Origin of the sequence: Acetobacter sp. DsW_54, assembly GCF_002153575.1 — a bacterium.
GTDB classification, from domain to species: Bacteria; Pseudomonadota; Alphaproteobacteria; order Acetobacterales; family Acetobacteraceae; genus Acetobacter; species Acetobacter fabarum.
Window position 1 is genome coordinate 66,500 of sequence record NZ_JOPD01000012.1, and the last position, 21,698, is coordinate 88,197.

Sequence of the window (21,698 nt, forward strand, 5' to 3'; positions counted from 1 at the left end):
TCGAACGTTCCCAATTTTCCTTTATGAAACGTTAAGATTACATGTTATCCGTCATCTTGTTCCAGCCTTTACAGCCGCGGGAAAAAATCCAGTCGTGAGCAAAACCGAGCCTTTGACGGATCCAGCCTCCACGATATCCACGCATGCCGAAACAATAGATGCCCATGTTGGCAAACGTATTCGGCTACGCAGGACATTACTGGGGCTATCGCAGGAAAAGCTGGGCGAAGCACTTGGGGTTACTTTCCAGCAGATCCAAAAATACGAACGGGGCACCAACAGGGTTGGGGCTTCCCGGCTGTACGATATTGCAACTGCGCTGGACGTGCCGATCAGCTTCTTTTTTGATGATATGCTCAACCCGGCCACCGGCATAACCACCACAGGATTTGCCGAAACACGCAAGCCTTTTGGTGCGCCCCCTCCCCTATCTGCCCCTGTTCCACCTACCCCCACCACACAGGCCATGGCGGACGAGCAGGACCTGCTGGCCAGAAAAGAAACACTCGATCTGGTACGGGCCTATTACCAGATCCCCGACAAAGCCTTGCGGCAGAAAATGCTGGACCTCATCCAGTCCATGGCCCGACCCAACACTTCGGGCTAACCGCAGAGCTTACCGGCAGCTCCGCACACAAAAAAAGGGCGATGCCTGCGCACCGCCCCCTGTCTGGTTTGTGTGGTTAGAAAAACCGGGGATCAGAAGCTCTGATCGTCACCACCGCCCCAGTCTCCACCAGCATCTCCGCCCCAATCGCCACCACCGGCATCAAAGCCCTGATCAGCCTGCACGCCAGCGCCTGCAAAGGGGTCTGCGCCTGTATCGCCGTAATTGTTCACAATGGTTTCGTTGGTGGTTGCGCCACCCATGCCACCATCGCCCATACCGCCATCATGGTGGCCGCTAAACAGGCTGGTGAGTGCATTGGCCGCCAGCATGCCCCCGGCAACACCTGTGGCTGTTGTCAGCGCGCTGCCCAAAAAGCCTGACCCACCCGAGAACGCAGAAGGCTGCATGCCATAAGGCATAGGCTGCGGCTGATACTGCGGCGGCATAGCCGGACGCCCACCCCAGCCCGGAGGCGGTGCGGACTGCGGCTGGGCAGACTGCCCGCCACCAAACAGGCCACCAAAAAACCCGCCAGACTTCTGCTGCCCGGCATTGCTCTGCTGCTGTGCCGCCTGCAAGGCCTGCTGCGCCTGCTGAAGCTGGAACTGAAGCTGCTGGATCCGATTCTGCGCCTGCACCAGTGCGGCTTCCTGCACCACGGCCATCTGGGTCACGCGGTAGCGGGCTTCTGGGTATTTCTGGAATTCCTGCGCGATAAACTGGTCTGCCTGTGGGTCAATCGCGGGCAGGTTGGGCTGGCTTGCGGGTACGCTGCCAAAGCCATTCTGGGCGGCTCCACCAACACGGGCCATAAATTTTTCAATAAGGTCGCGTTCTTCGTTTGTCATTCCATACCTTCCCGCCCTGCCGGGCCAATTACAGCACCAGAGCTTTGTGCCAGAACACTCTGGCCAAGATGTGGCGCGCCCACAAGCCTGTTACAAGAGAGACCCCCACAAAGGAAACCCTGCCATAAGGCCTGCCTTCTCTTCCGGTCTGGCGCGTGGGGCTGTATGGTGTGGCCACGCGTGCCCTGCGCACATTCAACCTGACCGTCATATTGCGGAGTTTCATCCATACCATGGACCCGGCGTCTCCCCGCCCCACAGAGCGGCCCCTCTCCTTTCAGGACCTTATCCTGACCCTGCACCAGTTCTGGTCAAAACAGGGGTGCGCCATTCTCCAGCCCTATGATCAGGAAATAGGTGCAGGCACACTTTCCCCCCACACAACGCTGCGGGCTTTGGGGAGCAAACCCTGGAAGGCCGCCTACGTGCAGCCCTGCCGCCGCCCGTCCGATGGACGGTACGGGGAAAACCCCAACCGCCTCCAGCATTACTACCAGTATCAGGTCCTACTTAAACCCACTCCCGAAGAAAGCCAGAAACTGCTGCTGGACAGCTACCGTGCCATCGGGATTGACCCCGACAAGCACGATATCCGCTTTGTGGAAGATGACTGGGAAAACCCGACCATTGGCGCATGGGGCCTGGGCTGGGAAGTGTGGTGCGATGGCATGGAGGTCACGCAGTTCACCTATTTCCAGCAGGTTGGCGGTATTCCCGTAACCCTGCCCTCCACGGAGCTGACATACGGGCTGGAACGCCTGGCCATGTATGTGCAAGGCGTGGAAAACGTGTACGACCTCGACTACAATGGCGCAGGCCTGACCTACGGCGATGTGTTCCTGCGGGCCGAGCAGGATTACTCACGCCATAATTTTGAACTGGCCAACACGGAACGCCTTTTCCAGCACTTTAGCGATGCGGAAAAGGAAAGTGTTGCACTGGCCGAGGCAGGCGTTGCCCAGCCTGCTTATGACCAGTGCCTTAAGGCCAGCCATCTGTTCAACCTGCTTGATGCCCGCGGCGTCATCAGCGTAAGCGAACGCGCGGCCTATATTGGCCGGGTGCGCACACTGGCAAAACTGTGTTGCGAAACCTGGCTGGCAGGCGAGGACAAATAAGACCATGCCCGAATTGCTGATTGAACTTTTTTCAGAAGAAATCCCCGCCCGCATGCAGCAGCAGGCCGGCGAAAACCTGCTCCGCCTGCTGGGCGAGGCGCTGGCCCCGCTCAACCCTGTGGATGCCAGAAGCTATACCGGCCCCCGCCGGATTGCCGCCTCCCTCAACCTGGATGCCATGGTGCCCGGCCGCACCGTTTCCGAACGTGGCCCGCGTGAGAACGCACCAGAAAAAGCACTGGAAGGCTTTACCCGCAAACATGGCGTGAGCAAGGACGCCCTGACCCTGCAGAACGGGTTCTGGGTGCTCGAGCGTGAGGAAGCCCCTATTGGGGCCGCTGCGCATATTGCCGCCATTATGCCCGACCTGCTGCGCCGCTTCCCCTGGCCTAAATCCATGCGTTGGGGTGCTGGCAGCACCATGACATGGGTCCGCCCCCTGCGGCGGATTGTCTGCCTGCTGGACGGCCAGATCGTACCATTTTCCATGGCTACGGCAGACGATAACGGCCACAACCTGAGCGCTTCCAACCAGACCGAGGGGCATCGCTTCCTCAACCCCGGTGTTATGGACGTAACCAGTGCCGCACAATGGCAGCAGGGCCTGCATGAACGCCATGTGATGGTGCATGCCGCCGAACGCCGTGAAGCCATTACCACGGGGCTGAATGCACTGGCACAGGCCGAAGGGCTGAGCATTGTGCCCGATGCCGGGCTGGTGGATGAAGTCTCCGGGCTGGTCGAATGGCCTGTTCCCTTCCTAGGGCAGATCGACCCGATCTTCATGGACCTCCCGCCCGAGGTCATGCAGGTGTCCATGCGCGTCAACCAGCGCTATTTTGCCCTACGCAACAGCGATGGCTCGGCGGCACCGCGCTTTGCCTTTGTCGCCAACATCATTCCCACAGATGATGGCTCTCTGGTTGTCAGCGGGAATGAGCGCGTGCTGCGCGCCCGCTTTGCCGATGCCCGGCACTTCTGGAACCTCGACCGCAAGCAAAGCCTTGCCTCCCGCGTGGAAGGGCTGAACACCATCACCTTCCATGCCAAGCTGGGCTCGCAGGGGGAGCGTACCCGCCGTATGGTACGCCTTGCGGCTATTCTGGCAGACATGGTTGGCGCCCCTGCCGCGTTGTGTGAACGCGCTGCCGAGTTGAGCAAAACCGACCTGACAACCGGCATGGTTGGGGAGTTCCCCGAGCTTCAGGGTGTCATGGGTGGTTATTATGCCCGCCATGATGGCGAACAGCCCGAAGTGGCACAGGCCATTAGCGAGCACTACACACCGCGTGGCCCGGGGGACGAGGTGCCGGTAGCCCCGGTTTCCGTCGTGCTGGGTCTGGCAGACCGGTTTGACATGCTGACGGCCTTTTTTGCCGCTGGCGAAAAACCATCCGGCTCGGGTGATCCGTTTGGCCTGCGCCGCGCAGCCCTTGGCATTATCCGCCTGATCCGTGAAAACGGGTTGCGGCTGGATCTGGTTAAACTGTTCACGCTGGCGGCAGAAGCCCTGCCCGAACCCCTGCGCACTGCACCGGATCTGGCCCTGCTGCCCCAGTTTATTGCCGAGCGCCTGCGCGTACAGGTCCGCACCGAAGGGGCACGACATGATTGCCTTGCCGCGATTTCGGTCGATAATGAAGACACGGACATCGTGCGTCTGCTCGCCCGCGCACAGGCATTGCAGACCATGCTGGAAACCGAGGACGGCCAGAACCTGCTGGCCGCCACCCGCCGTGCCGCCAATATCCTGCGGATTGAGGACAAAAAAGACGGCCCGCATGAAGGCATGCCCGACCCCACCCTGTTTGAGCAGGACGAGGAACGCGCCCTTTATGCAACGCTACAAACAGTTGAACCCGCCGTGGAACAGGCTTTTGCAGCCGAGCACTTTGCCGATGCCATGCGGGCCGCAGCCAGCCTGCGCCAGCCCCTTGACCGTTTTTTTGAAGATGTCACCGTTAACGCGCCAGATGCCGCACTCCGCCTGAACAGGCTCAAACTCCTGTCCCGCCTTGTGCGTATGATGCGCCTGATTGCCGACTTCAGCCAGATCGAAGGCTAAAAAACACCCCACCTTCCATGCCGGAAGGTGGGGGCATACACACATGGGTATTCCGCCTTTTGCAGGGCCTGCACGACCAGATCGTGCAGGCCCTGTCTGTTTTTTACGGCCCCGAGCGCGAACGACCACCAAAAAACAGGCTGATGATCAGCAGCACCACAAAGACGAACAGCAGAACCTTGGCAATTTCCGAGAACCCCGAGGCCGCACCATTAAATCCGAACAGGGATGCCAGCAGAGCAAAAATAAGAAAAACAATAATCCACCGTATCAACGCCATTCTGGCCTCCCTTCGTCCATGTCCATGCCATGCATGTTCCATGCTTCCATAGGGGCTTAACGCAAAATGGCGACCACGGTTCTGTAGTCGCCATTGTGGCATGACACTTTGTGTTCGATGGCTTAGTGCTCATCCGCCCCGGGAATAAGATCATAACCCGGAGACCCCGGAGCAGGGCCGGGCGGGGGTACATTGCCCACGGCAATGCCGATCAGCTTATCCGCTGCAGGTCCAATCTCACGCGCGTCAATGGCAATGCCCAGATCACCACTACTGCCACCACCCACAGCATAGAGCGTCTGCCCGGCCTTAAGCAGGCCAGAAACCCGCGCGGCCTCACGCGGAGACAGATAGATAACCGAATGATCCTTGAGCACGGCACCCGTCAGGTGGCCGCCTGCATCATACAGCGGCATCCAGACCTCACCATGCAGCACAAGGTCTGGCCCGGCTATCATTTCGGGGGAGTGCAACGGCATTTCAATAAAGCTGTCCTGCACCGTGCGCCCACGCGGGCTTGCCACGCTAAAGGCACGGATAATCGGCAGGATCTGCCCCTTGATACCGCGAATATCCACCTTGTCCCCAACCTTGATCAGGCCAGCAAAGGTATGGGCCTGTTCGGGTGAGACAAAAACCTGCGTGCCATCATCAAGCACAAAACCGACAATGCCGCCGTGGGGTGCTGGCAGAAACTGCACCACGCTCCCCGTAAACACCGGCAGCACGGACAGGTCATATACGCCTGTGGCCTGCTTTTCCGTTGCGGTCTGCCTGGAGGCAAAGGTGGTGCCGTGGGGGGACGCCTCCTTATGTGCAGGGGCTGCCACCGCAACAGAAGACGCCAGAATCAAACCAGACAAACTAAGCAAAGAGCGCATGAAACAACCACTAAGGACAGGCGCGCCCTGCCCCACCGGGGCAGAACGCGGCAATGCGTGAGACTCGTATGCATACTCTGCCATGAAGGCCTATTCCCGCAAGAGCGGGAATAGCGCGTCAGTGGCGGAAATGACGCATACCAGTAAACACCATGGCAATGCCTGCGGCATCGGCGGCGGCAATCACCTCATCATCACGGATGGACCCGCCGGGCTGTATAACGGCTGTCGCACCGGCAGCCACAATGGTTTCCAGCCCATCCGCAAAGGGGAAGAACGCATCGGAGGCAGCAACGGAACCCTGCGTCAGAGGGGTGGACTGGCCAGCAGCCTTGGCGGCTTCCCCACTTTTGCTGGCAGCAATGCGGGCGGAGTCCACGCGGCTCATCTGCCCGGCACCAATGCCCACCGTGGCGCAATCCTTGGCGTACACAATGGCGTTGGACTTGACATGCTTTGCCACCCGGAAGGCAAAGATCAGGTCCTGCATTTCCTGTTCCGTGGGAACGCGCTTGGTGACAACCTTCAGCGCTTCGGGAGCAATCCGTCCGTTATCGCGCGTCTGGGCCAGAAAGCCCCCGGCAACCGAGCGCACAACCGTACCAGCAGCGGTGGGGTCAGGCAGGCCACCGGTCAGCAGCAGGCGCAGGTTCTTTTTGCGTGCCAGCAGGGCCTTTGCATCGTCCGCAGCATCGGGGGCGACAATGACTTCGGTAAAGATGGTGGAAATTTTTTCCGCCGTGACCGCATCCAGCGGACGGTTCAGGGCGACAATACCCCCAAAGGCAGAAACCGGGTCACACCGCAGGGCCTGATCCCACGCCGAGGTCAGCGTGTCTGCAACGGCAACACCGCAGGGATTGGCGTGTTTGACAATGACCACAGCCGGGGCATCAAACTCGGCAACAGCCTCAAACGCGGCATCTGTATCGTTGATGTTGTTGTAAGACAGCGCCTTGCCCTGCACCTGTACGGCCGTGGCTACACCGGGGCGGGTGCTGCCATCGCGGTAAAAGGCTGCCTGCTGGTGGGGGTTTTCACCATAACGCAGGATTTCAGCCCGCTGGCCAGCCAGAGCAAACCGTTCGGGGAACGCATCCTGCGCCTGCGCGGCAAACCATGCCGCAATAGCCGCATCATACGCAGCCGTGCGAGCATAGGCTGCACCAGCATAAAAGCGGCGCATGTCCAGCGTGGTGCCACCATCGCCCAGCGCATCAATCAGCCCTTCGTACTGGGCCGGATCGGTCAGTACCACCACATGCGCGTGGTTTTTGGCGGCTGCACGGATAAGGGCCGGGCCACCAATATCAATATTTTCAATGCAGGTTTCGGCATCGGCGCCCGATGCAACCGTTTTTTCAAACGGGTAGAGGTTCACGGCAACCAGATCAATCGGGCCAATGCCGTGCTCTTTCATCTGCTCGACATGCGCGGGCAGGTCACGGCGACCAAGGATACCCCCATGAATTTTGGGTACCAGCGTTTTAACGCGGCCATCCAGAATTTCGGGGAACCCCGTATAATCCGACACTTCCGTAACAGGCACGCCAGCATCACGCAGGGCTTTGGCGGAACCGCCCGTGGACAGGATTTCCGCCCCCTGCGCCACAAGGGCCCGGGCCAGATCAAGCAGACCGGCTTTGTCGGATACGGAAATAAGGGCGCGACGGATAGGAAGCGTCGTCTGGCTCATGGGTGGACCTTTCGCACGGCAAAAAACGTAATGCGGCTGATTAGCCAACATGCCGCGCAGAGGCAACCAGCCGGAACAAAGAAGATGGACACCGCCTAACGGCGGATAAACGTCCAGTAAAGTGGCTGACGACCTGCGGCTATGGCCTTGGCCTCATACCGGGTGGGGAACCAGCCATCGGGGCGGATGGTCGCCGGGGGTGGTGCCTCAAAATACGGCTGTGCGGACATGACCTCCTGCACCCAGGCCTGATAGGTCGGGTCGTCACTGGCGACGCGCCAGACAGCACCGGGTTTGAGCACACGGGCACAGAGTTCCACATTCTGCGGATGCACAAACCGGCGTTTGGCATGCCGGGCCTTGGGCCACGGGTCAGGGAACATCAGGAACAGCCGGTCCAGACTGGCATCGGGCAGGGCCCGCAGCACCAGACGCGCATCATCATCCCACAGGCGGAGCATATCCGGCAGCGGGGCGGTGGCTTCCTGCTCAACAGGCACAAGCTTGTTCAGCAGCGAACACAGACCGTTATGAAAAACTTCGGAGGCTATATAGCCAACTTCGGGGTGTGCTTTGGTCTGGGCCAGCACATGCTCGCCCCCACCAAAGCCGACCTCGAACCAGATCTGTTGTGGCGCATGGCCAAAAACAGAGGCTGGGTCCGCTGCCTTATCCAGCGGAAACCGCAGGCGTGGCAGCGTTTCGTCCAGCAGGCGTTCCTGACGGGGGCGGAGCGGATGCCCACGCTGGCGACCATACAGCCTTTCCGGCGGGGGTTTTACATCCACTGCTTCGGGCTGGCCAGCAATGGCCTGACCTTTTGCCTCCGTCATGAACTCGCTACCTTTATATCAGCGCTTCAGGGCGCTGCGCAGGGCATCCACCAGATCGGTGCGTTCCCATGTAAAGGTATCCAGCTTGTCATCCGGCGTACGGCCAAAGTGACCATAAGCAGATGTGGTCGCATAGATCGGACGGTTCAGGCGCAGGTGCTTGCGAATACCGCGCGGCGTCAGGTCCATGACTTCACGCAGGATTTCACCCAGACGGGCTTCATCCACATCCTTGCCGCTTTCATCCAGGTCCACGTAAACGGACAGCGGATGAGACACGCCAATAGCGTAGGAAAGCTGGATGGTGCAGCGGTCTGCCAGACCAGCAGCCACAACGTTCTTGGCAAGGTAACGGCAGGCATAAGCTGCGGAACGGTCAACCTTGGTCGGGTCTTTACCGGAGAATGCACCACCACCATGGGGGGCTGCACCGCCGTAGGTGTCCACAATGATCTTACGACCCGTCAGGCCACAGTCCCCATCGGGGCCACCGATAACGAACACGCCGGTCGGGTTGGCGTAGAATTCGCTTTCAGGCGGCATCCAGCCTTCGGGCAGCACGCTGCGGGTTACGTCCAGCAGACGATCGCGCAGAATTTTCTGGTCCGCACCTTCATCATGCTGTGTGGAGATCACAACAGAAGTGGCACCAACCGGACGACCGTTGACGTAACGCAGGGTCACCTGGCTTTTGGCATCGGGCTGGAGGCCTGCAACGCGCTCATCACCAGCGCGACGCAGGTCACGGATGGTGTGCAGGATGCGGTGCGCATAATACAGCGGCGCAGGCATGAGGGTGTCTGTCTCGTTAGAAGCATAACCGAACATGATGCCCTGATCGCCTGCACCTTCGTCCTTGTCCGATGTGCTGTCCACACCAACGGCAATGTCAGCAGACTGAGCATGCAGGTAGTTGGAAGCTTCGGCATGACGCCAGGAGAAGCCGGCCTGATCGTACCCAATATCCTTAACAGCTTCACGAGCCAGATGGATCAGCTGCTCGGAGGTTACGGACTCGGGGCCACGCACTTCACCAGCCAGAACGATACGGTTGGTCGTTACCAGCGTTTCACACGCTACGCGCGCTTCGGGGTCTGCCGCCAGATACGCGTCCAGAACGGTATCGCTGATCCGGTCAGCAACTTTATCGGGATGACCTTCGGAAACTGATTCCGAAGTAAACAGAAAATCGCCGTCTTTACGCATGATGGTGCCGTTCGCCCCACGCCAGTGAAAAAAGAAAACAGGTAACCATCCCCAAAAAAGGGGACGGCATCCTATGGCGGCATAGAAAGTAATGGTCAAGAGCCATACGCCACCAGCGCAAAAGACAAGCCCCTGTTTTCAGCCCTGCGCCAGACGCGGGGCACGCCCCATGCCGCCTGCTTTGGCCCTTACAACGGGGGCAGGCCCAGTACGTCTTCCATGCTGTAAAGCCCTGCTTCCCGCCCTTTTGCCCACAATGCGGCGCGTACTGCACCCGTGGCAAAAATACGCCGGTCAAAAGCCCGGTGCGACAGGGTAATCTGCTCATCCGCGGATGTGAAAAGAACGTCATGTTCCCCCACAATCTGCCCACCACGCAGGGCGGCAAAGCCAATGGCACCGGGTTTGCGGGGGCCTGTCAGGCCATCACGCCCGCTTTCACGCACGTCTTCCAGCGCCACCCCACGGCCAAGAGCCACAGCCTGACCAATGGCAAGTGCTGTGCCAGAAGGCGCATCCACCTTCTGCCTATGATGCATTTCCACAATTTCCGCATCGTAGGAGTCTGCTGGCAAGGCCTGCCCCATCATCTGGGCAAGGCGGCGCACCAGCGTGACACCGGGGGAAAAGTTGGCAGCATGCACAATGGTGATGTCACCCGCAGCATCCCGCAGCGCCTGGTTCTGCTGTGCGGAAAGGCCCGTTGTGCCCAGCACCCAAGCCACCCCCGTACCAACCAGCGCCTGCGCACTCGACGCAACCGTATCGGCATGCGTGAAGTCGATCACAACCTCGCATTCCTTTGCCAGTGCGGACATGGTTGTAAACAGCGGAATACCCGCAGGCAGGCCCGCGGCCTGCTCGGGCGAACGGGTGGTGCCACCGGCTACGATCGCCCCGGCTGCCAGCACTTCCTCAACCAGCAAACGCCCTACGCGGCCTGTAATCCCTGCAATACCAATGCGCATGTGTGTTATTCCGATCCTTCAAAAAAATCACGCACGCGGCGGAAGAAGCCTGTGTGCTCGGGGCTGTGTTTGATGTCCTCGCCCGCTTCTTTCTCAAATTCTTCAAGCAGTTCACGCTGGCGCTTGGTCAGCACCTGCGGTGTTTCCACCGTGACCTGAATATACATATCCCCCCGCGCACTGGACCGCAGGACCGAGAAGCCCTTGCCCCGCAGGCGGAAATGCGCGCCGGTCTGTGTGCCTGCCGGGATTTTAACAATGGTGCGGCTACCATCAATAACCGGCACTTCTATTTCGGTCCCCAAAGCGGCCTGCGCCATACGCAGGGGCACGCGGCAATACACGTTGGCACCATCGCGCTGGAAAATGGAGTGCTCGGAAACGGAAACATGCACATACAGGTCACCCGGCGGCACACCATTGCCACCGGCTTCTCCCTCGCCTGTCAGGCGGATGCGGGTTCCGTCCTCGACACCTGCGGGGATCTGCACCTTTATGGTACGTTCCTGCTCCACAGTTCCTTCCCCACGGCAGGCTTTGCAGGGGTCCTTGACCATGCGGCCCGCGCCATGGCAGGTCGGGCAGGCCCGTTCCACCACAAAAAAGCCCTGCTGGGCACGCACCTTGCCCGCCCCATGGCAGCTTGGGCAGGTTTCCACCCCGGCGGCACCACTGTTGGAACCCGTGCCATGGCAGGTATCACAGGCAACACGGGTAATAACCCGCACGTCCTTTTCAACGCCTGCAAATGCTTCTTCGAGCGTGATTTCAACATGGGTCTGGATGTCGTTCCCACTGCGGGCCTGCCCACCACGGCGGCCCATCATGTCCCCGAACATCTGCTCAAAAATATCGCCCAGACCGCCGCCACCAAATCCGTTAAAGTCGAACCCGCCGGGGCCAGCCCCCCCCCCTTCAAACGCAGCATGGCCAAAGCGGTCGTAGGCGGCGCGCTTCTGCTCGTCCTTGAGCACATCGTAAGCCTGATTGATTTCCTTGAACTTGGCTTCCGCTGCATCATCCCCCGGGTTCCGGTCGGGATGAAACTTCATGGCCATCTTGCGATAGGATTTTTTAATTTCCTCGGCAGAGGCCGTGCGGGTTACCTCAAGAATTTCGTAGTAATCAAGCTGAGTAGCCATGAAAGTCCTCTTGGGGCTGCCTCTTGCATGAGCACAGCATCTGTCCAGAATGTAAAATGTAAAACGGCGTCCGCCTTATAAAAAGCACGGACGCCGGAAAGATAATGCACTGAGGCCATGCTTGTCACATGGCCTCACGGGCTGCATGCGTCCGATCAGGACTTCTTGTTTTCGTTCACGTCTTCAAAGTCGGCGTCAACGATGTCTTTTTCGTCTGCCTTGGCACCGGCTTCAGCGCCCTCGGCTTCCTGACCTGCCTTGTAGGCGGCTTCACCCACCTTCATCGCAGCCTGTGTCAGGCGTTCCGTTGCACTCTTGAGGGCTTCAACATCCGTGCCTTCCAGAGCGGACTTAACGGCGGCAATGGCACCTTCGGCTTCGGTCTTGTCCGCAGCAGGAACCTTATCACCCACTTCAGACAGGGACTTTTCGACCTGATGCACAAGGGATTCCGCACTGTTGCGGGCTTCCACCTGCTCGCGCTTGGCCTTGTCGGCTGCTGCGTTGGCTTCTGCGTCCTTGACCATCTTTTCGATGTCATTGTCAGACAGACCACCAGATGCCTGGATCTTGATCTGCTGTTCCTTACCGGTGGCCTTGTCCTTGGCGGAAACGGACACAATGCCGTTGGCGTCAATGTCAAAGGTCACTTCAATCTGGGGCACGCCGCGCGGTGCTGCGGGAATACCGGTCAGGTCGAAGTTGCCAAGCAGCTTGTTGTCAGCCGCCATTTCACGCTCGCCCTGATAGACCTTAATGGTCACAGCGCCCTGATTGTCTTCCGCCGTGGAGAACACCTGGCTCTTTTTGGTCGGGATGGTCGTGTTGCGGTCGATCAGGCGGGTGAACACACCACCCAGCGTTTCAATCCCCAGAGACAGCGGGGTTACGTCGAGCAGCAGAACGTCCTTGACGTCACCCTTGAGCACTGCACCCTGAATGGCGGCACCAATGGCAACCACTTCATCGGGGTTCACGTTGCGGGCAGGGTCCTTACCAAAGAATTCCTTAACCGTTTCGATCACCTTGGGCATGCGGGTCATACCGCCGACCAGAATGACTTCATCAATCCCCGAAGCAGACAGACCGGCATCCTTCAGCGCGGCTTTGCAGGGTTCAAGCGTGCGGCTGATCAGGTCATCCACAAGGCTTTCCAGCTTGGCGCGGGTCAGCTTGACCACAAGGTGCTTGGGACCAGATGCATCGGCCGTGATGAACGGCAGGTTGATTTCGGTTTCCTTGGAGGAGGACAGCTCGATCTTGGCTTTTTCTGCTGCTTCCTTCAGGCGCTGCAGGGCCAGCTTGTCGGAGCGCAGGTCGATACCCTGTTCGCGCTTGAACTCGTCGGCCAGGAACCCGATGATACGGTTATCAAAGTCTTCCCCACCCAGGAACGTGTCCCCGTTGGTGGATTTTACTTCGATCACGCCATCAGAAATTTCCAGCACGGAAACGTCGAACGTGCCGCCGCCAAGGTCATACACAGCCACGGTGCCGCCGCTCTTCTTTTCCAGCCCGTAAGCCAGAGCTGCTGCGGTGGGTTCGTTGATGATGCGCAGCACTTCCAGACCGGCAATGCGGCCTGCGTCCTTGGTTGCCTGACGCTGGGCATCGTTAAAGTATGCGGGAACCGTAATAACGGCCTGCGACACTTTTTCGCCCAGATATGCTTCCGCCGTTTCCTTCATCTTGCCCAGAATGAAGGCAGAAATCTGGGACGGTGCGTAGTTTGTGCCGCGGGCTTCAACCCATGCGTCACCATTGTCACCTTTGACAATGCTGTAAGGGACCATGCCCTTGTCCTTCTGGACGGTCGCATCATCAAAGCGGCGGCCGATCAGGCGCTTTACGGCATACAGGGTGTTGGTGGGGTTGGTAACAGCCTGACGCTTGGCGGCCTGCCCGACCAGCATTTCACCACCTTCGGTGAAAGCGACCATGGACGGCGTCGTGCGTGCGCCTTCGCTGTTTTCGATGACTTTTGTTTCGTTACCTTCGCGCACGGCCACGCAGGAGTTGGTGGTGCCGAGGTCGATACCAATGACTTTGCTCAATTTCGTGCTCCTTTTAGCGACTTCATCCGACCCGAAGCATCAGACAAAGCCCTTTTTTATCGTAACCGACTGAACCCGGACCAAAGTCGGGGCGCAATCAGAATGACCAACCTGATGTATGGTGCGGTTTTCCCTTTTTCAAGAAGGAAAAACCACTCTGCGGGAAGGTTTTTTATCTTCCCTCCCACGCAGTGTTACTGGGCGTCACCAGCCTTGGCCACAACCACCATGGCGGGCTTGAGCAGGCGACCATGCAGCGTCCATGTTGGTGTCCATGCCTGCATGACCGTACCGGGGGTATGCTCGGCGCTGGGCTGTTCAGCCATGGCCTGATGCAGATTGGCGTCAAACGCCTTGCCAGCGGGGTTGTCGCTCTTGATCCCGTGCCGTTCCAGAATGGACAGGAAGGAACGTTCCGTACTTTCAATCCCCTCGCGCATCTTGGTCACAACCGTGTCCTCACCCTCGGTCTGGGCAGGCAGGCTGTCCAGCGCGCGGCGCAGGTTTTCGGCGGCTTCCACCACATCACGCGCGAATTTCTGCACCGCGTACTGGCGGGCATCTTCCACGTCGCGCTTGGCGCGGGCCATCAGGTTCTGGTTTTCGGCTTCAGCACGCAGCCATTTTTCCTTGAACTCCGTAACCGAGCGTTCAAGGTCCTGCACGTGTGCATCGGCGGCATTCTCGGCAGCACCTGCCTGCTGGGGGGCTGCCTGTTCGGCCGGAGCCGGATCTACCGGGGTCTCGACCTGTGTGGGTTCTGTATCTTGGGTCATGTAGCAAGAAGTAGGCAACACCGCCCCAGCCGACAAGACCCGTTGACCCCCTGCAATGCAGGATTTTATGCACGGCAGCCATTGGCCGGAAAAAAGCGTGCATCACGCCATTCCCCCTCTTGGCATTGGAAGCCTGCGGCGCCTAAGCTAAACAGCTTGCGCTGATGGCAAGGGATAAAGGAACATACAAACGATGACAGAGCGCACCAAGCAGACAATTGCGCTGGTTGATGATGATCGCAATATTCTGACATCGGTTCAGATGACCCTGGAAGCAGAGGGTTTTAACGTCCGGACCTATACGGATGGCGAATCGGCATTGCAGGGGCTGACGGCCTACCCGGTCGATCTGGCTATTCTGGACATTAAAATGCCCCGTATGGATGGCATGGAACTGTTGCAGCGCCTGCGCACGCGCTCCAACCTGCCCGTTATTTTCCTGTCCTCCAAAAATGAGGAAGTGGACCAGCTTATGGGCCTGCGGCTGGGGGCGGATGACTATATTACCAAGCCCTTCTCCCAGCGCCTGCTGCTGGAGCGCATTCGCGCCCTGCTGCGCCGCAACGAGGTCAGCCGGGCGGAAGCCAACGGCGCCCCCACAGGTGGGGGTGCGCTCACACGCGGCAATCTCTCGCTTGATGAACTGCGCCACAAATGCACATGGAAAGGGGAGGATGTCCCCCTGACCGTAACCGAGTTTCTGCTGGTCAAAACCCTTGCGCAGCGCCCCGGTCTGGTCAAATCCCGCGATCAGCTGATTGATGCGGCCTACGGAGACACCGTGTATGTGGATGACCGCACCATTGACAGCCACATCAAGCGGGTCCGCAAAAAATTCCGGCAGGTGGATGATGATTTCAACCAGATCGAAACCCTGTACGGCATTGGCTACCGCTACAAGGAAGACTGACCCAAGGGCATGACCAACCGCCCCCCCCTGCTGGCGCACCTGTTTGCACAGGCGCGCAGCCTGCGCATACCCGGCCAGCGCCCGCATAATGGTGGGGTGGAAGCCACGGCAGCCTATCAGGCATCGCGCACCCGGCTGATCTCCCCCCTCATGCGCCGTGTGCTGCTGGTGAATATCCTGCCGCTGGCCTTGCTGGGGCTTACGGTGCTGTTCCTTAACCAGTTCCGCAACAGCCTGCTGGCAACCGAGGTAACCGCCCTGCGCGAGCAGGCCCGCATTTACGCCGGAGCACTGGGGCAGAGTGCCGTACGCGCCGCCCACCCCCACGCCGCCCAGCTACAGGACCGTGGGTACGAGCTGGAAGCCGCACTGGCCCGCCCCCTCCTCCAGCGTCTGACCGAACCCAGCCCCAACGCCCATGCCCGCCTGTTTGGCCCCGATGGCCGGCTGGTCGCGGATAACCTGATTGATGTGGCCGACACGCTGGACACACCACCGGAGCCGCACCACTTCCGCTCCCATACCATTCCCTTTCCCCCCGCGTACCAACCGGGCATTTACGAGCGGTTTTTAACGTGGCTGTGGTCTGGCCATAATCCGGGCATTGTCACCCTCAATACCGATGAGGAAGATATTCCCGACCGCCCGGACCGCCCACAGCGCCTTGACGGTACAGACCACCCACCGCCAGAAGCCCCGCCCTATATCCGCCGCACATCCCGTGGCAGGCTGATTATTACGGTGGCCGAGCCCGTTATGCGCGATGGCTGGACGGTGGGCGTAATCCAGCTGACCCGCGTGGCCTCGCAGGTTGACCGCTCGCTATTTGCCATCCGCTCGACCATTCTCTCTCTCTTTTTCCTGGCACTGGTGCTGACGGTCCTGCTGTCGTGGTATCTTTCGCTCACCATTGCGCGGCCCTTGCTGCGGCTGGCGGCCTCGGCACAGGTCATGCGGGACACCACGGGGCGCACAGGCACGGTGCCCGCACGCCTGCTGGCCCGACGGGACGAAATTGGTGATGTCGCCCGCGCCCTGCAGGCCAGCGCACAGGCGTTGTGGAAGCGCATGGACGCCATTGAACGCTTTGCTGCCGATGTCAGCCACGAGATCAAAAACCCGCTGACCTCCATCCGCTCCGCGATCGAAACCCTGCTGCGCATAGAGGACCTCAACCAGCAGCGCCGCCTGCTGACCATTATCAATGATGACGTGCGCAGGCTGGACCGGCTGATTACCGATATTTCCGACGCCAGCCGACTGGATGCGGAAATGTCGCGCGCCAAGGCCCGCCCCGTAGCGGTTGGCCCGCTGCTGGCTGTTCTAACGGAAATTCATCAGGCCACACGTCAGGACGGGCAGCCGGTTATGGTGACCGATGTGCAGGATGACACCCCCGAGCACCCGCTGACTGCTCTGGCCGTAGAAGACCGTCTGGTGCAGGTGCTGCGCAACCTGATCGGCAATGCCATATCGTTTTCTCCGCCCAATGGGCAGATTACCCTGCATGCTGCGGCCAATGGTAAAATAGTCCGCATTTCCGTCTCGGATCAGGGGCCGGGGATTCCCCAGGCCAAGCTGGATTCCATTTTTGACCGCTTTTATTCAGAACGCCCCAAAAGCGAGAATTTTGGCCAGCATTCCGGCCTTGGCCTGTCCATCAGCCGCCAGATCATAGAGGCCCTACACGGCAGCATTGCTGTGGAAAACCTGCATGACCACAAGGGGGGCATAAGCGGAGCCCAGTTCATTATCGAACTGCCCCGCGTGCTGAGCCTGCCGCCACGCTAGACGTGGCGGGGTCTGGCGTTGTGGGGCGTCAGAACCCTGCTGCCACGTCCATATCTTCCTCTTCCGGCACGTTGATGATCAGATCAACCGTGATTTTTGGTACCGAAGAGGGAGCATCCTTAAGCCACATCATGGTCATGCCCGGTGATGTAGTGGGAAAAAACTGGCGAAAAACCGGAAAACTGGCAGGAAACTCATCCGCATCCGCAATATGGCAGACAATGCGGCTGACGTCGCGCAATGTCAGATCATGCGGCTCCAGCAAGGTTACGGCTTCTTCAAAGGCTGCCCGGCACTGGTCGGCAAGGTCCACCCCCCGGAACTGGGGGGCATGCAGCCCGGCAAGCTCAAAGCCACCCGCCGTTTGCACGACACGCGGACGACTGGCGACGGAACGTGGGGTCCGTGTCAGGGTTTTATCTTTCATCACGGAATGATGATGTAAGGCAGCCGCGCGGGAACCGCAATTTTCCCTTTCGTAACAAATGCACCACCTTGGGTCGGTTGGCCTCATTCCTTAACATCCGGTATAGCTGGTCTGAGCAGAATGCCTTCTCTTTCCGCATAAAACTGCTTTAAACTCGCGCCGCATCCGAATTGCGCGCCAGAGGCCACCAACGGCCCGGTGGGAGCATGCCTCTGTTCGGACAATAAAAAGGAAGAGCCGGCCATGCACATGGCGGATGATACGTCGGTTCCGCGCCGCATTCTGCTGGTGTCTGGTCTGTCCGGGGCGGGCAAGTCTTCCATCCTGCGGATTCTGGAAGACCTTGACCACGAGGTGATCGACAACCCGCCACTTGGCATGCTGGACGATATTGTAGCCCGGGCAGAACGGCCTGTGGCCATAGGGGTCGATTCCCGCACAAGAGGGTTTGATGCGTCCGCCGTGCTGGCGGCTCTGGCCCGCCTGCGGGTTAACCCCCACCTGCGCGTGGAGCTGATTTACGCCACAGCGGACGAAAGTGTGCTCCTCCGCCGCTATACCGCCACCCGGCGGCGGCACCCGCTAGCCCCCCATAGCAGCATAAAAGAAGGTATAGAGGCCGAAGTCGCCCTGACCGCCCCCCTGCGCGCCGCAGCCGATCTGGTGATCGACACCACAGATATGCCCCCACCAGACCTGCGGCAGTTTGTGGAAAGCCGGTTTAGCCCATGGGTTGGTGGTGCAAGCGAGGGGCTGACTGTTACCCTGATGTCCTTCGCCTACCCTGCGGGCCTGCCACGGGAGGCGGATATTGTGTTTGATGCCCGCTTCCTGCGGAACCCGCATTACGTAGCCGAACTGGCCCCCAAAACCGGACTGGATGGGGATGTTGCAGCCTACGTAACCCACGACCCGGACTACCTGCCTTTTCTGAACCAGATCCACGCCATGCTCCAGCTTGTGCTGCCGCGCTTTGTGCAGGAAGGCAAAAAATACGCCACCATCGCCATCGGCTGCTCAGGTGGTCGGCACCGCTCGGTTACACTGGTGGAAGCACTGGCCAAACGCCTGTCCGCCCCCGATGGCATGGGCCACTACAAGGGGTCTGGCCAATGGCCGATCATGATCATGCACCGCGAACTGGCCCGGCAAGGCATAAGTGCTTGGCGCTGGGCCAGAAAACCGACCGAAACCACACGGGTCGATCCTTACTGAGCAATCCGCCTACCGCCACACCGTAATCTGGATATGGGTGTTGAGCACGTGCGCTCAGGCATGGCCCGCCTGCCCGCTCAGACGGGCTGGGTCAATGTTGATGGACGCCAGAGCCCGCCGCCATTTAACGGTATGGTCCATGCCAAAAATCAGCTCACGCGTGGCAGGCACCACCATCCATGCATCGTGCTGAAAAATTTCCTGCTCAAGCTGCCCCGCTGACCAGCCCGCATGCCCCATGGCCAGCAAGGCATCCTGCGGGCCTCCCCCCTGAGCTATGTCCTGCAGCACATCCATGCTGGAGGTGAGTGTCACATTCTCGGTAATACGCAGGCTGTCCTGACCACTCCACTCCCCAGAATGCAGAACAAGGCCATGCCCCTCCTCCACCGGGCCGCCAGCGCACAGGCCAATCCGGCGCACCGGGGGAACAGGGGTAATGTGCAACTGCTCCAGCAGATCATCAAAATCGGGGCGGGGCAGGCGCTTGTTGATAACAAGCCCCATGGCCCCTCCATCTGGCGTATGGCTGCACATGTAAATAAGGGATTGCCCAAACGCGGTCCCCCCAAGCATAGGCGTTGCCACCAGCAGCATACCTGCCAGCGAAAGGCCGTTATCCATAACAGCAGGGGCGAGTTGGGGCGTGTTTGCGAATACCATCCCCCAAGATATGAGAAACACTTCCTTTTTTGGCAAGATTGCCAGCACAACTGTTGTCTGTAATTCTATGCCTCCGACACATATTGCTCAATTTTCAGGACACCTGTCCATGAACACCCTCTCCCGTTTTTTGAATGCACTCGACAGCTACAAGGTCACGGACGGCAGCCAGTTCCGGCTGGGCGACCACAACCCCGATGATGATGGGCATCTGGGACTGGACAAGGACACGGGCAAAAAACTGCTCAGGCAGGTCAAGGGTCTGCTACAGGACCTTCAGGAACTTCTGTACGCCAACCAGACCCACTCGCTCCTGATCATTCTGCAAGGCATGGATGCCGCTGGCAAGGATGGCACGATCAAGCACGTCATGTCCGGCGTGAACCCGCAAGGCGTTGCCGTAACCTCCTTCAAGCAGCCCGGCCCGACCGATCTGCTGCATGGTTTTTTGTGGCGCATCCATGCTGCCGCACCGCAGGCAGGGCGCATCGTTATTTTTAATCGCAGCCAGTATGAGGATGTTCTGGTCAGCCGCGTCCACCCTGACCTGCTTAAAAACGGGCATGTTCCCGGGGCACTCAACACCCCCGAATTCTGGGATGGCCGCTACAGCGACATCCGCCACCTTGAACACTACCTGAGCAGACAGGGCACAATTGTGCTCAAATTCTTCCTGAACATCTCACGCGAGGAACAGCGCGAACGCTTGCTGGCCCGGCTGGATATTCCTGAAAAACGCTGGAAATTCTCCCCCTCGGACCTGCATGAGCGCGAGTACTGGGATGATTACGCAACTGCTTACCAGGATGCCATTGCCCAGACCGCACGCGCACATGCCCCGTGGATTATCGTGCCTGCCAACCACAAATGGTATGCACGTCTTGTGGTTATTGGCACCATTATCCGGGCCTTGCACAATCTGCGGCAGGTTACCCCACAGCCCAACCCCGACGTCATGCGCCAGCTTGATGACTACCGCACACGCCTGTTGCAGGAAAAACCCTGAAACACCTCCCCCATTGCAGCACACGCTGCAATGGGGGGAAACTCCTCTGGGGTACAGGCAAACCTTGCTTAAATAGCTTTTGCTTTACAGGCTGGTTTCCAAAACCCCATACCAGCCAAGGCCTTTATAGGTTTCATACCCCGGCGTGTGGGCATAAGCGATCAGCTTATCCCCGCTTACGTAGTAGCCACGCTCCGCCTGCGGTGTGAACTTGTAATAATCGCCCGACACACCACTACCGTTAGACGATGCAATAATACGCTTGTGGGCATCTACCAGCATAACGCGCGTCTGCCCCCGTTCCACATCAGACAGGCGCACACCGTTTACAATGGCTTCGGCCTGCGGTGCCCAGTCAAACGCAATGCCCAGAACACCCAGAACCTGCCCGCGCGCATCCCCACCCGCGCGGATGGCGGTGCTGTAAATGGCGGCCTGTTCGTTATTGAGTGCCTGCACACGGTTAACGTCTGCTACCGCGTATTCCTCTCCACTTTGCGTGCGCATGGCTTTTGCGAACCACGCCTCGCCCGACATATCGCTCCCTTCCAGAGAACGGTGTGTCTGCGGGCGGCCACAGGCCACCACCTTGCCTCTGGGGTCAACAATAAAAAGATCAAGATAAACAGTATAGGATTTTAAAATTGTTGCCAGACGCTCTGCAGCATACTGGTACGCTTGGGGGGTTGCACTTTCCAGCGCCTGCACAACGGCACTATCGGTTGCCCACCACCTTACGTCGCACGAGCGTTCGTACAGATTACGGTCAATCAGATCCACAACATTCAGGGCCAGGTCGGTCATACGTTCCCCCTTGCCGCGCAAAAGCAGATCGTTCCCAGCCTGTAGCAGGCGCTCGGTGCTGCTGTCTGTTGCGCTGCGCAGTTCGGAGGCAATGCCAACAATACGGGTGGAAATACGCCCCATTTCGTCTGCCAGCAGGCCAAAGGCCGCACCAGCCTGCCCTACCCGCGCGGCTTCAATGCGTGTGTTGATGGCAAGAAACTTGGCTTCGTTCATGACTGAAGCAATCAGATGAATTTTTTCCCGCGTCATCTGAGAGACTTCGTAAGCAAGTTTTAGAATATCGTCTTGCATGCGGGATATGTCTTTCAATCCGGTATCGAAACAATGTGGCGCATGGGACACACAACCATTTTCGCCAAAACAACAGCAGAATATACTGTATCCCCCTGTTTTGCCGAAATT

20 protein-coding genes are annotated in these 21,698 nt (G+C 59.2%); 7 read left to right on the top strand and 13 right to left on the bottom strand.

Annotated features, from left to right (window positions below):
• The first annotated feature begins 94 nt into the window (after positions 1-94).
• Positions 95-607: a helix-turn-helix domain-containing protein gene (locus tag HK20_RS06670; protein ID WP_086646307.1), complete on the top strand. Its 513-nt coding sequence runs from the start codon at positions 95-97 to the stop codon at positions 605-607.
• Positions 608-699: 92 nt separating this feature from the next.
• On the opposite strand, the gene HK20_RS06675 is transcribed toward HK20_RS06670, so the two are convergent.
• On the bottom strand, positions 700-1,458 hold the full coding sequence (locus HK20_RS06675) for a DUF2076 domain-containing protein (protein ID WP_086646308.1): 759 nt from the start codon (positions 1,456-1,458) through the stop codon (positions 700-702).
• 233 nt (positions 1,459-1,691) lie between these two features.
• Here HK20_RS06675 and HK20_RS06680 point away from each other — a divergent pair, with 233 nt between their 5' ends.
• Entirely contained in the window at positions 1,692-2,576 is an 885-nt protein-coding gene (locus HK20_RS06680) for a glycine--tRNA ligase subunit alpha (RefSeq protein ID WP_086646404.1), read from the top strand.
• Positions 2,577-2,580: 4 nt separating this feature from the next.
• Positions 2,581-4,641 carry a glycine--tRNA ligase subunit beta gene (gene glyS, locus HK20_RS06685; protein ID WP_086646309.1) on the top strand — a complete coding sequence of 687 codons (2,061 nt, stop codon included), beginning with the start codon at positions 2,581-2,583 and terminating at the stop codon, positions 4,639-4,641.
• Between the two features lie 103 nt (positions 4,642-4,744).
• Here the strand turns inward: glyS and HK20_RS06690 are convergent, their stop codons facing one another.
• The 9 genes from HK20_RS06690 to HK20_RS06730 all read right to left on the bottom strand — a co-directional run bounded on the left by HK20_RS06690 (position 4,745) and on the right by HK20_RS06730 (position 14,477).
• Entirely contained in the window at positions 4,745-4,921 is a 177-nt protein-coding gene (locus HK20_RS06690) for a DUF1328 domain-containing protein (protein WP_086646310.1), read from the bottom strand.
• A gap of 122 nt (positions 4,922-5,043) precedes the next feature.
• Positions 5,044-5,784: an OB-fold nucleic acid binding domain-containing protein gene (locus HK20_RS06695; protein WP_233129110.1), complete on the bottom strand. Its 741-nt coding sequence runs from the start codon at positions 5,782-5,784 to the stop codon at positions 5,044-5,046.
• A 136-nt stretch (positions 5,785-5,920) separates the two neighbouring features.
• Positions 5,921-7,498 carry a bifunctional phosphoribosylaminoimidazolecarboxamide formyltransferase/IMP cyclohydrolase gene (purH, locus tag HK20_RS06700; protein ID WP_086646312.1) on the bottom strand — a complete coding sequence of 526 codons (1,578 nt, stop codon included), beginning with the start codon at positions 7,496-7,498 and terminating at the stop codon, positions 5,921-5,923.
• A 95-nt stretch (positions 7,499-7,593) separates the two neighbouring features.
• Entirely contained in the window at positions 7,594-8,331 is a 738-nt protein-coding gene (locus HK20_RS06705) for a tRNA (guanosine(46)-N(7))-methyltransferase TrmB (RefSeq protein WP_086646313.1), read from the bottom strand.
• An 18-nt stretch (positions 8,332-8,349) separates the two neighbouring features.
• The gene (gene metK, locus HK20_RS06710; protein ID WP_086646314.1) at positions 8,350-9,537 is read right to left on the bottom strand and encodes a methionine adenosyltransferase; all 1,188 of its coding nucleotides are present in this window, start codon (positions 9,535-9,537) and stop codon (positions 8,350-8,352) included.
• 188 nt (positions 9,538-9,725) lie between these two features.
• A complete protein-coding gene (gene dapB, locus HK20_RS06715; protein WP_086646315.1) occupies positions 9,726-10,505 on the bottom strand; it encodes a 4-hydroxy-tetrahydrodipicolinate reductase in 780 nt (259 codons plus the stop codon).
• A 5-nt stretch (positions 10,506-10,510) separates the two neighbouring features.
• The gene (dnaJ, locus tag HK20_RS06720) at positions 10,511-11,647 is read right to left on the bottom strand and encodes a molecular chaperone DnaJ (RefSeq protein WP_086646316.1); all 1,137 of its coding nucleotides are present in this window, start codon (positions 11,645-11,647) and stop codon (positions 10,511-10,513) included.
• A 155-nt stretch (positions 11,648-11,802) separates the two neighbouring features.
• Positions 11,803-13,701, bottom strand: a complete 1,899-nt coding sequence (dnaK, locus tag HK20_RS06725; protein WP_086646317.1) for a molecular chaperone DnaK — start codon at positions 13,699-13,701, stop codon at positions 11,803-11,805.
• A gap of 194 nt (positions 13,702-13,895) precedes the next feature.
• Positions 13,896-14,477 (bottom strand): nucleotide exchange factor GrpE, encoded by a 582-nt coding sequence (locus tag HK20_RS06730; RefSeq protein ID WP_086646318.1) that lies wholly within the window; start codon positions 14,475-14,477, stop codon positions 13,896-13,898.
• A gap of 193 nt (positions 14,478-14,670) precedes the next feature.
• On the opposite strand from HK20_RS06730, the gene HK20_RS06735 reads away from it, so the two are divergent.
• Together HK20_RS06735 and HK20_RS06740 are read left to right on the top strand one after the other, a co-directional pair.
• Entirely contained in the window at positions 14,671-15,387 is a 717-nt protein-coding gene (locus tag HK20_RS06735) for a response regulator transcription factor (protein WP_086646319.1), read from the top strand.
• Between the two features lie 9 nt (positions 15,388-15,396).
• Positions 15,397-17,178 carry a stimulus-sensing domain-containing protein gene (locus HK20_RS06740; RefSeq protein ID WP_086646320.1) on the top strand — a complete coding sequence of 594 codons (1,782 nt, stop codon included), beginning with the start codon at positions 15,397-15,399 and terminating at the stop codon, positions 17,176-17,178.
• Between the two features lie 28 nt (positions 17,179-17,206).
• Here the strand turns inward: HK20_RS06740 and HK20_RS06745 are convergent, their stop codons facing one another.
• The gene (locus HK20_RS06745; protein ID WP_086646321.1) at positions 17,207-17,605 is read right to left on the bottom strand and encodes a hypothetical protein; all 399 of its coding nucleotides are present in this window, start codon (positions 17,603-17,605) and stop codon (positions 17,207-17,209) included.
• Between the two features lie 243 nt (positions 17,606-17,848).
• Between HK20_RS06745 and rapZ the strand changes: the two genes are divergently transcribed.
• Positions 17,849-18,820, top strand: coding sequence for an RNase adapter RapZ (gene rapZ, locus HK20_RS06750; protein ID WP_086646322.1), 972 nt, complete (start codon positions 17,849-17,851; stop codon positions 18,818-18,820).
• A gap of 54 nt (positions 18,821-18,874) precedes the next feature.
• Here rapZ and HK20_RS06755 read toward each other — a convergent pair whose 3' ends face one another.
• Positions 18,875-19,483, bottom strand: coding sequence for a YqgE/AlgH family protein (locus HK20_RS06755; RefSeq protein ID WP_086646323.1), 609 nt, complete (start codon positions 19,481-19,483; stop codon positions 18,875-18,877).
• Between the two features lie 109 nt (positions 19,484-19,592).
• On the opposite strand from HK20_RS06755, the gene HK20_RS06760 reads away from it, so the two are divergent.
• Positions 19,593-20,489 carry a polyphosphate kinase 2 family protein gene (locus HK20_RS06760; RefSeq protein WP_086646324.1) on the top strand — a complete coding sequence of 299 codons (897 nt, stop codon included), beginning with the start codon at positions 19,593-19,595 and terminating at the stop codon, positions 20,487-20,489.
• Between the two features lie 84 nt (positions 20,490-20,573).
• On the opposite strand, the gene HK20_RS06765 is transcribed toward HK20_RS06760, so the two are convergent.
• A complete protein-coding gene (locus tag HK20_RS06765; RefSeq protein WP_086646325.1) occupies positions 20,574-21,587 on the bottom strand; it encodes a cache domain-containing protein in 1,014 nt (337 codons plus the stop codon).
• Positions 21,588-21,698 lie beyond the last annotated feature (111 nt).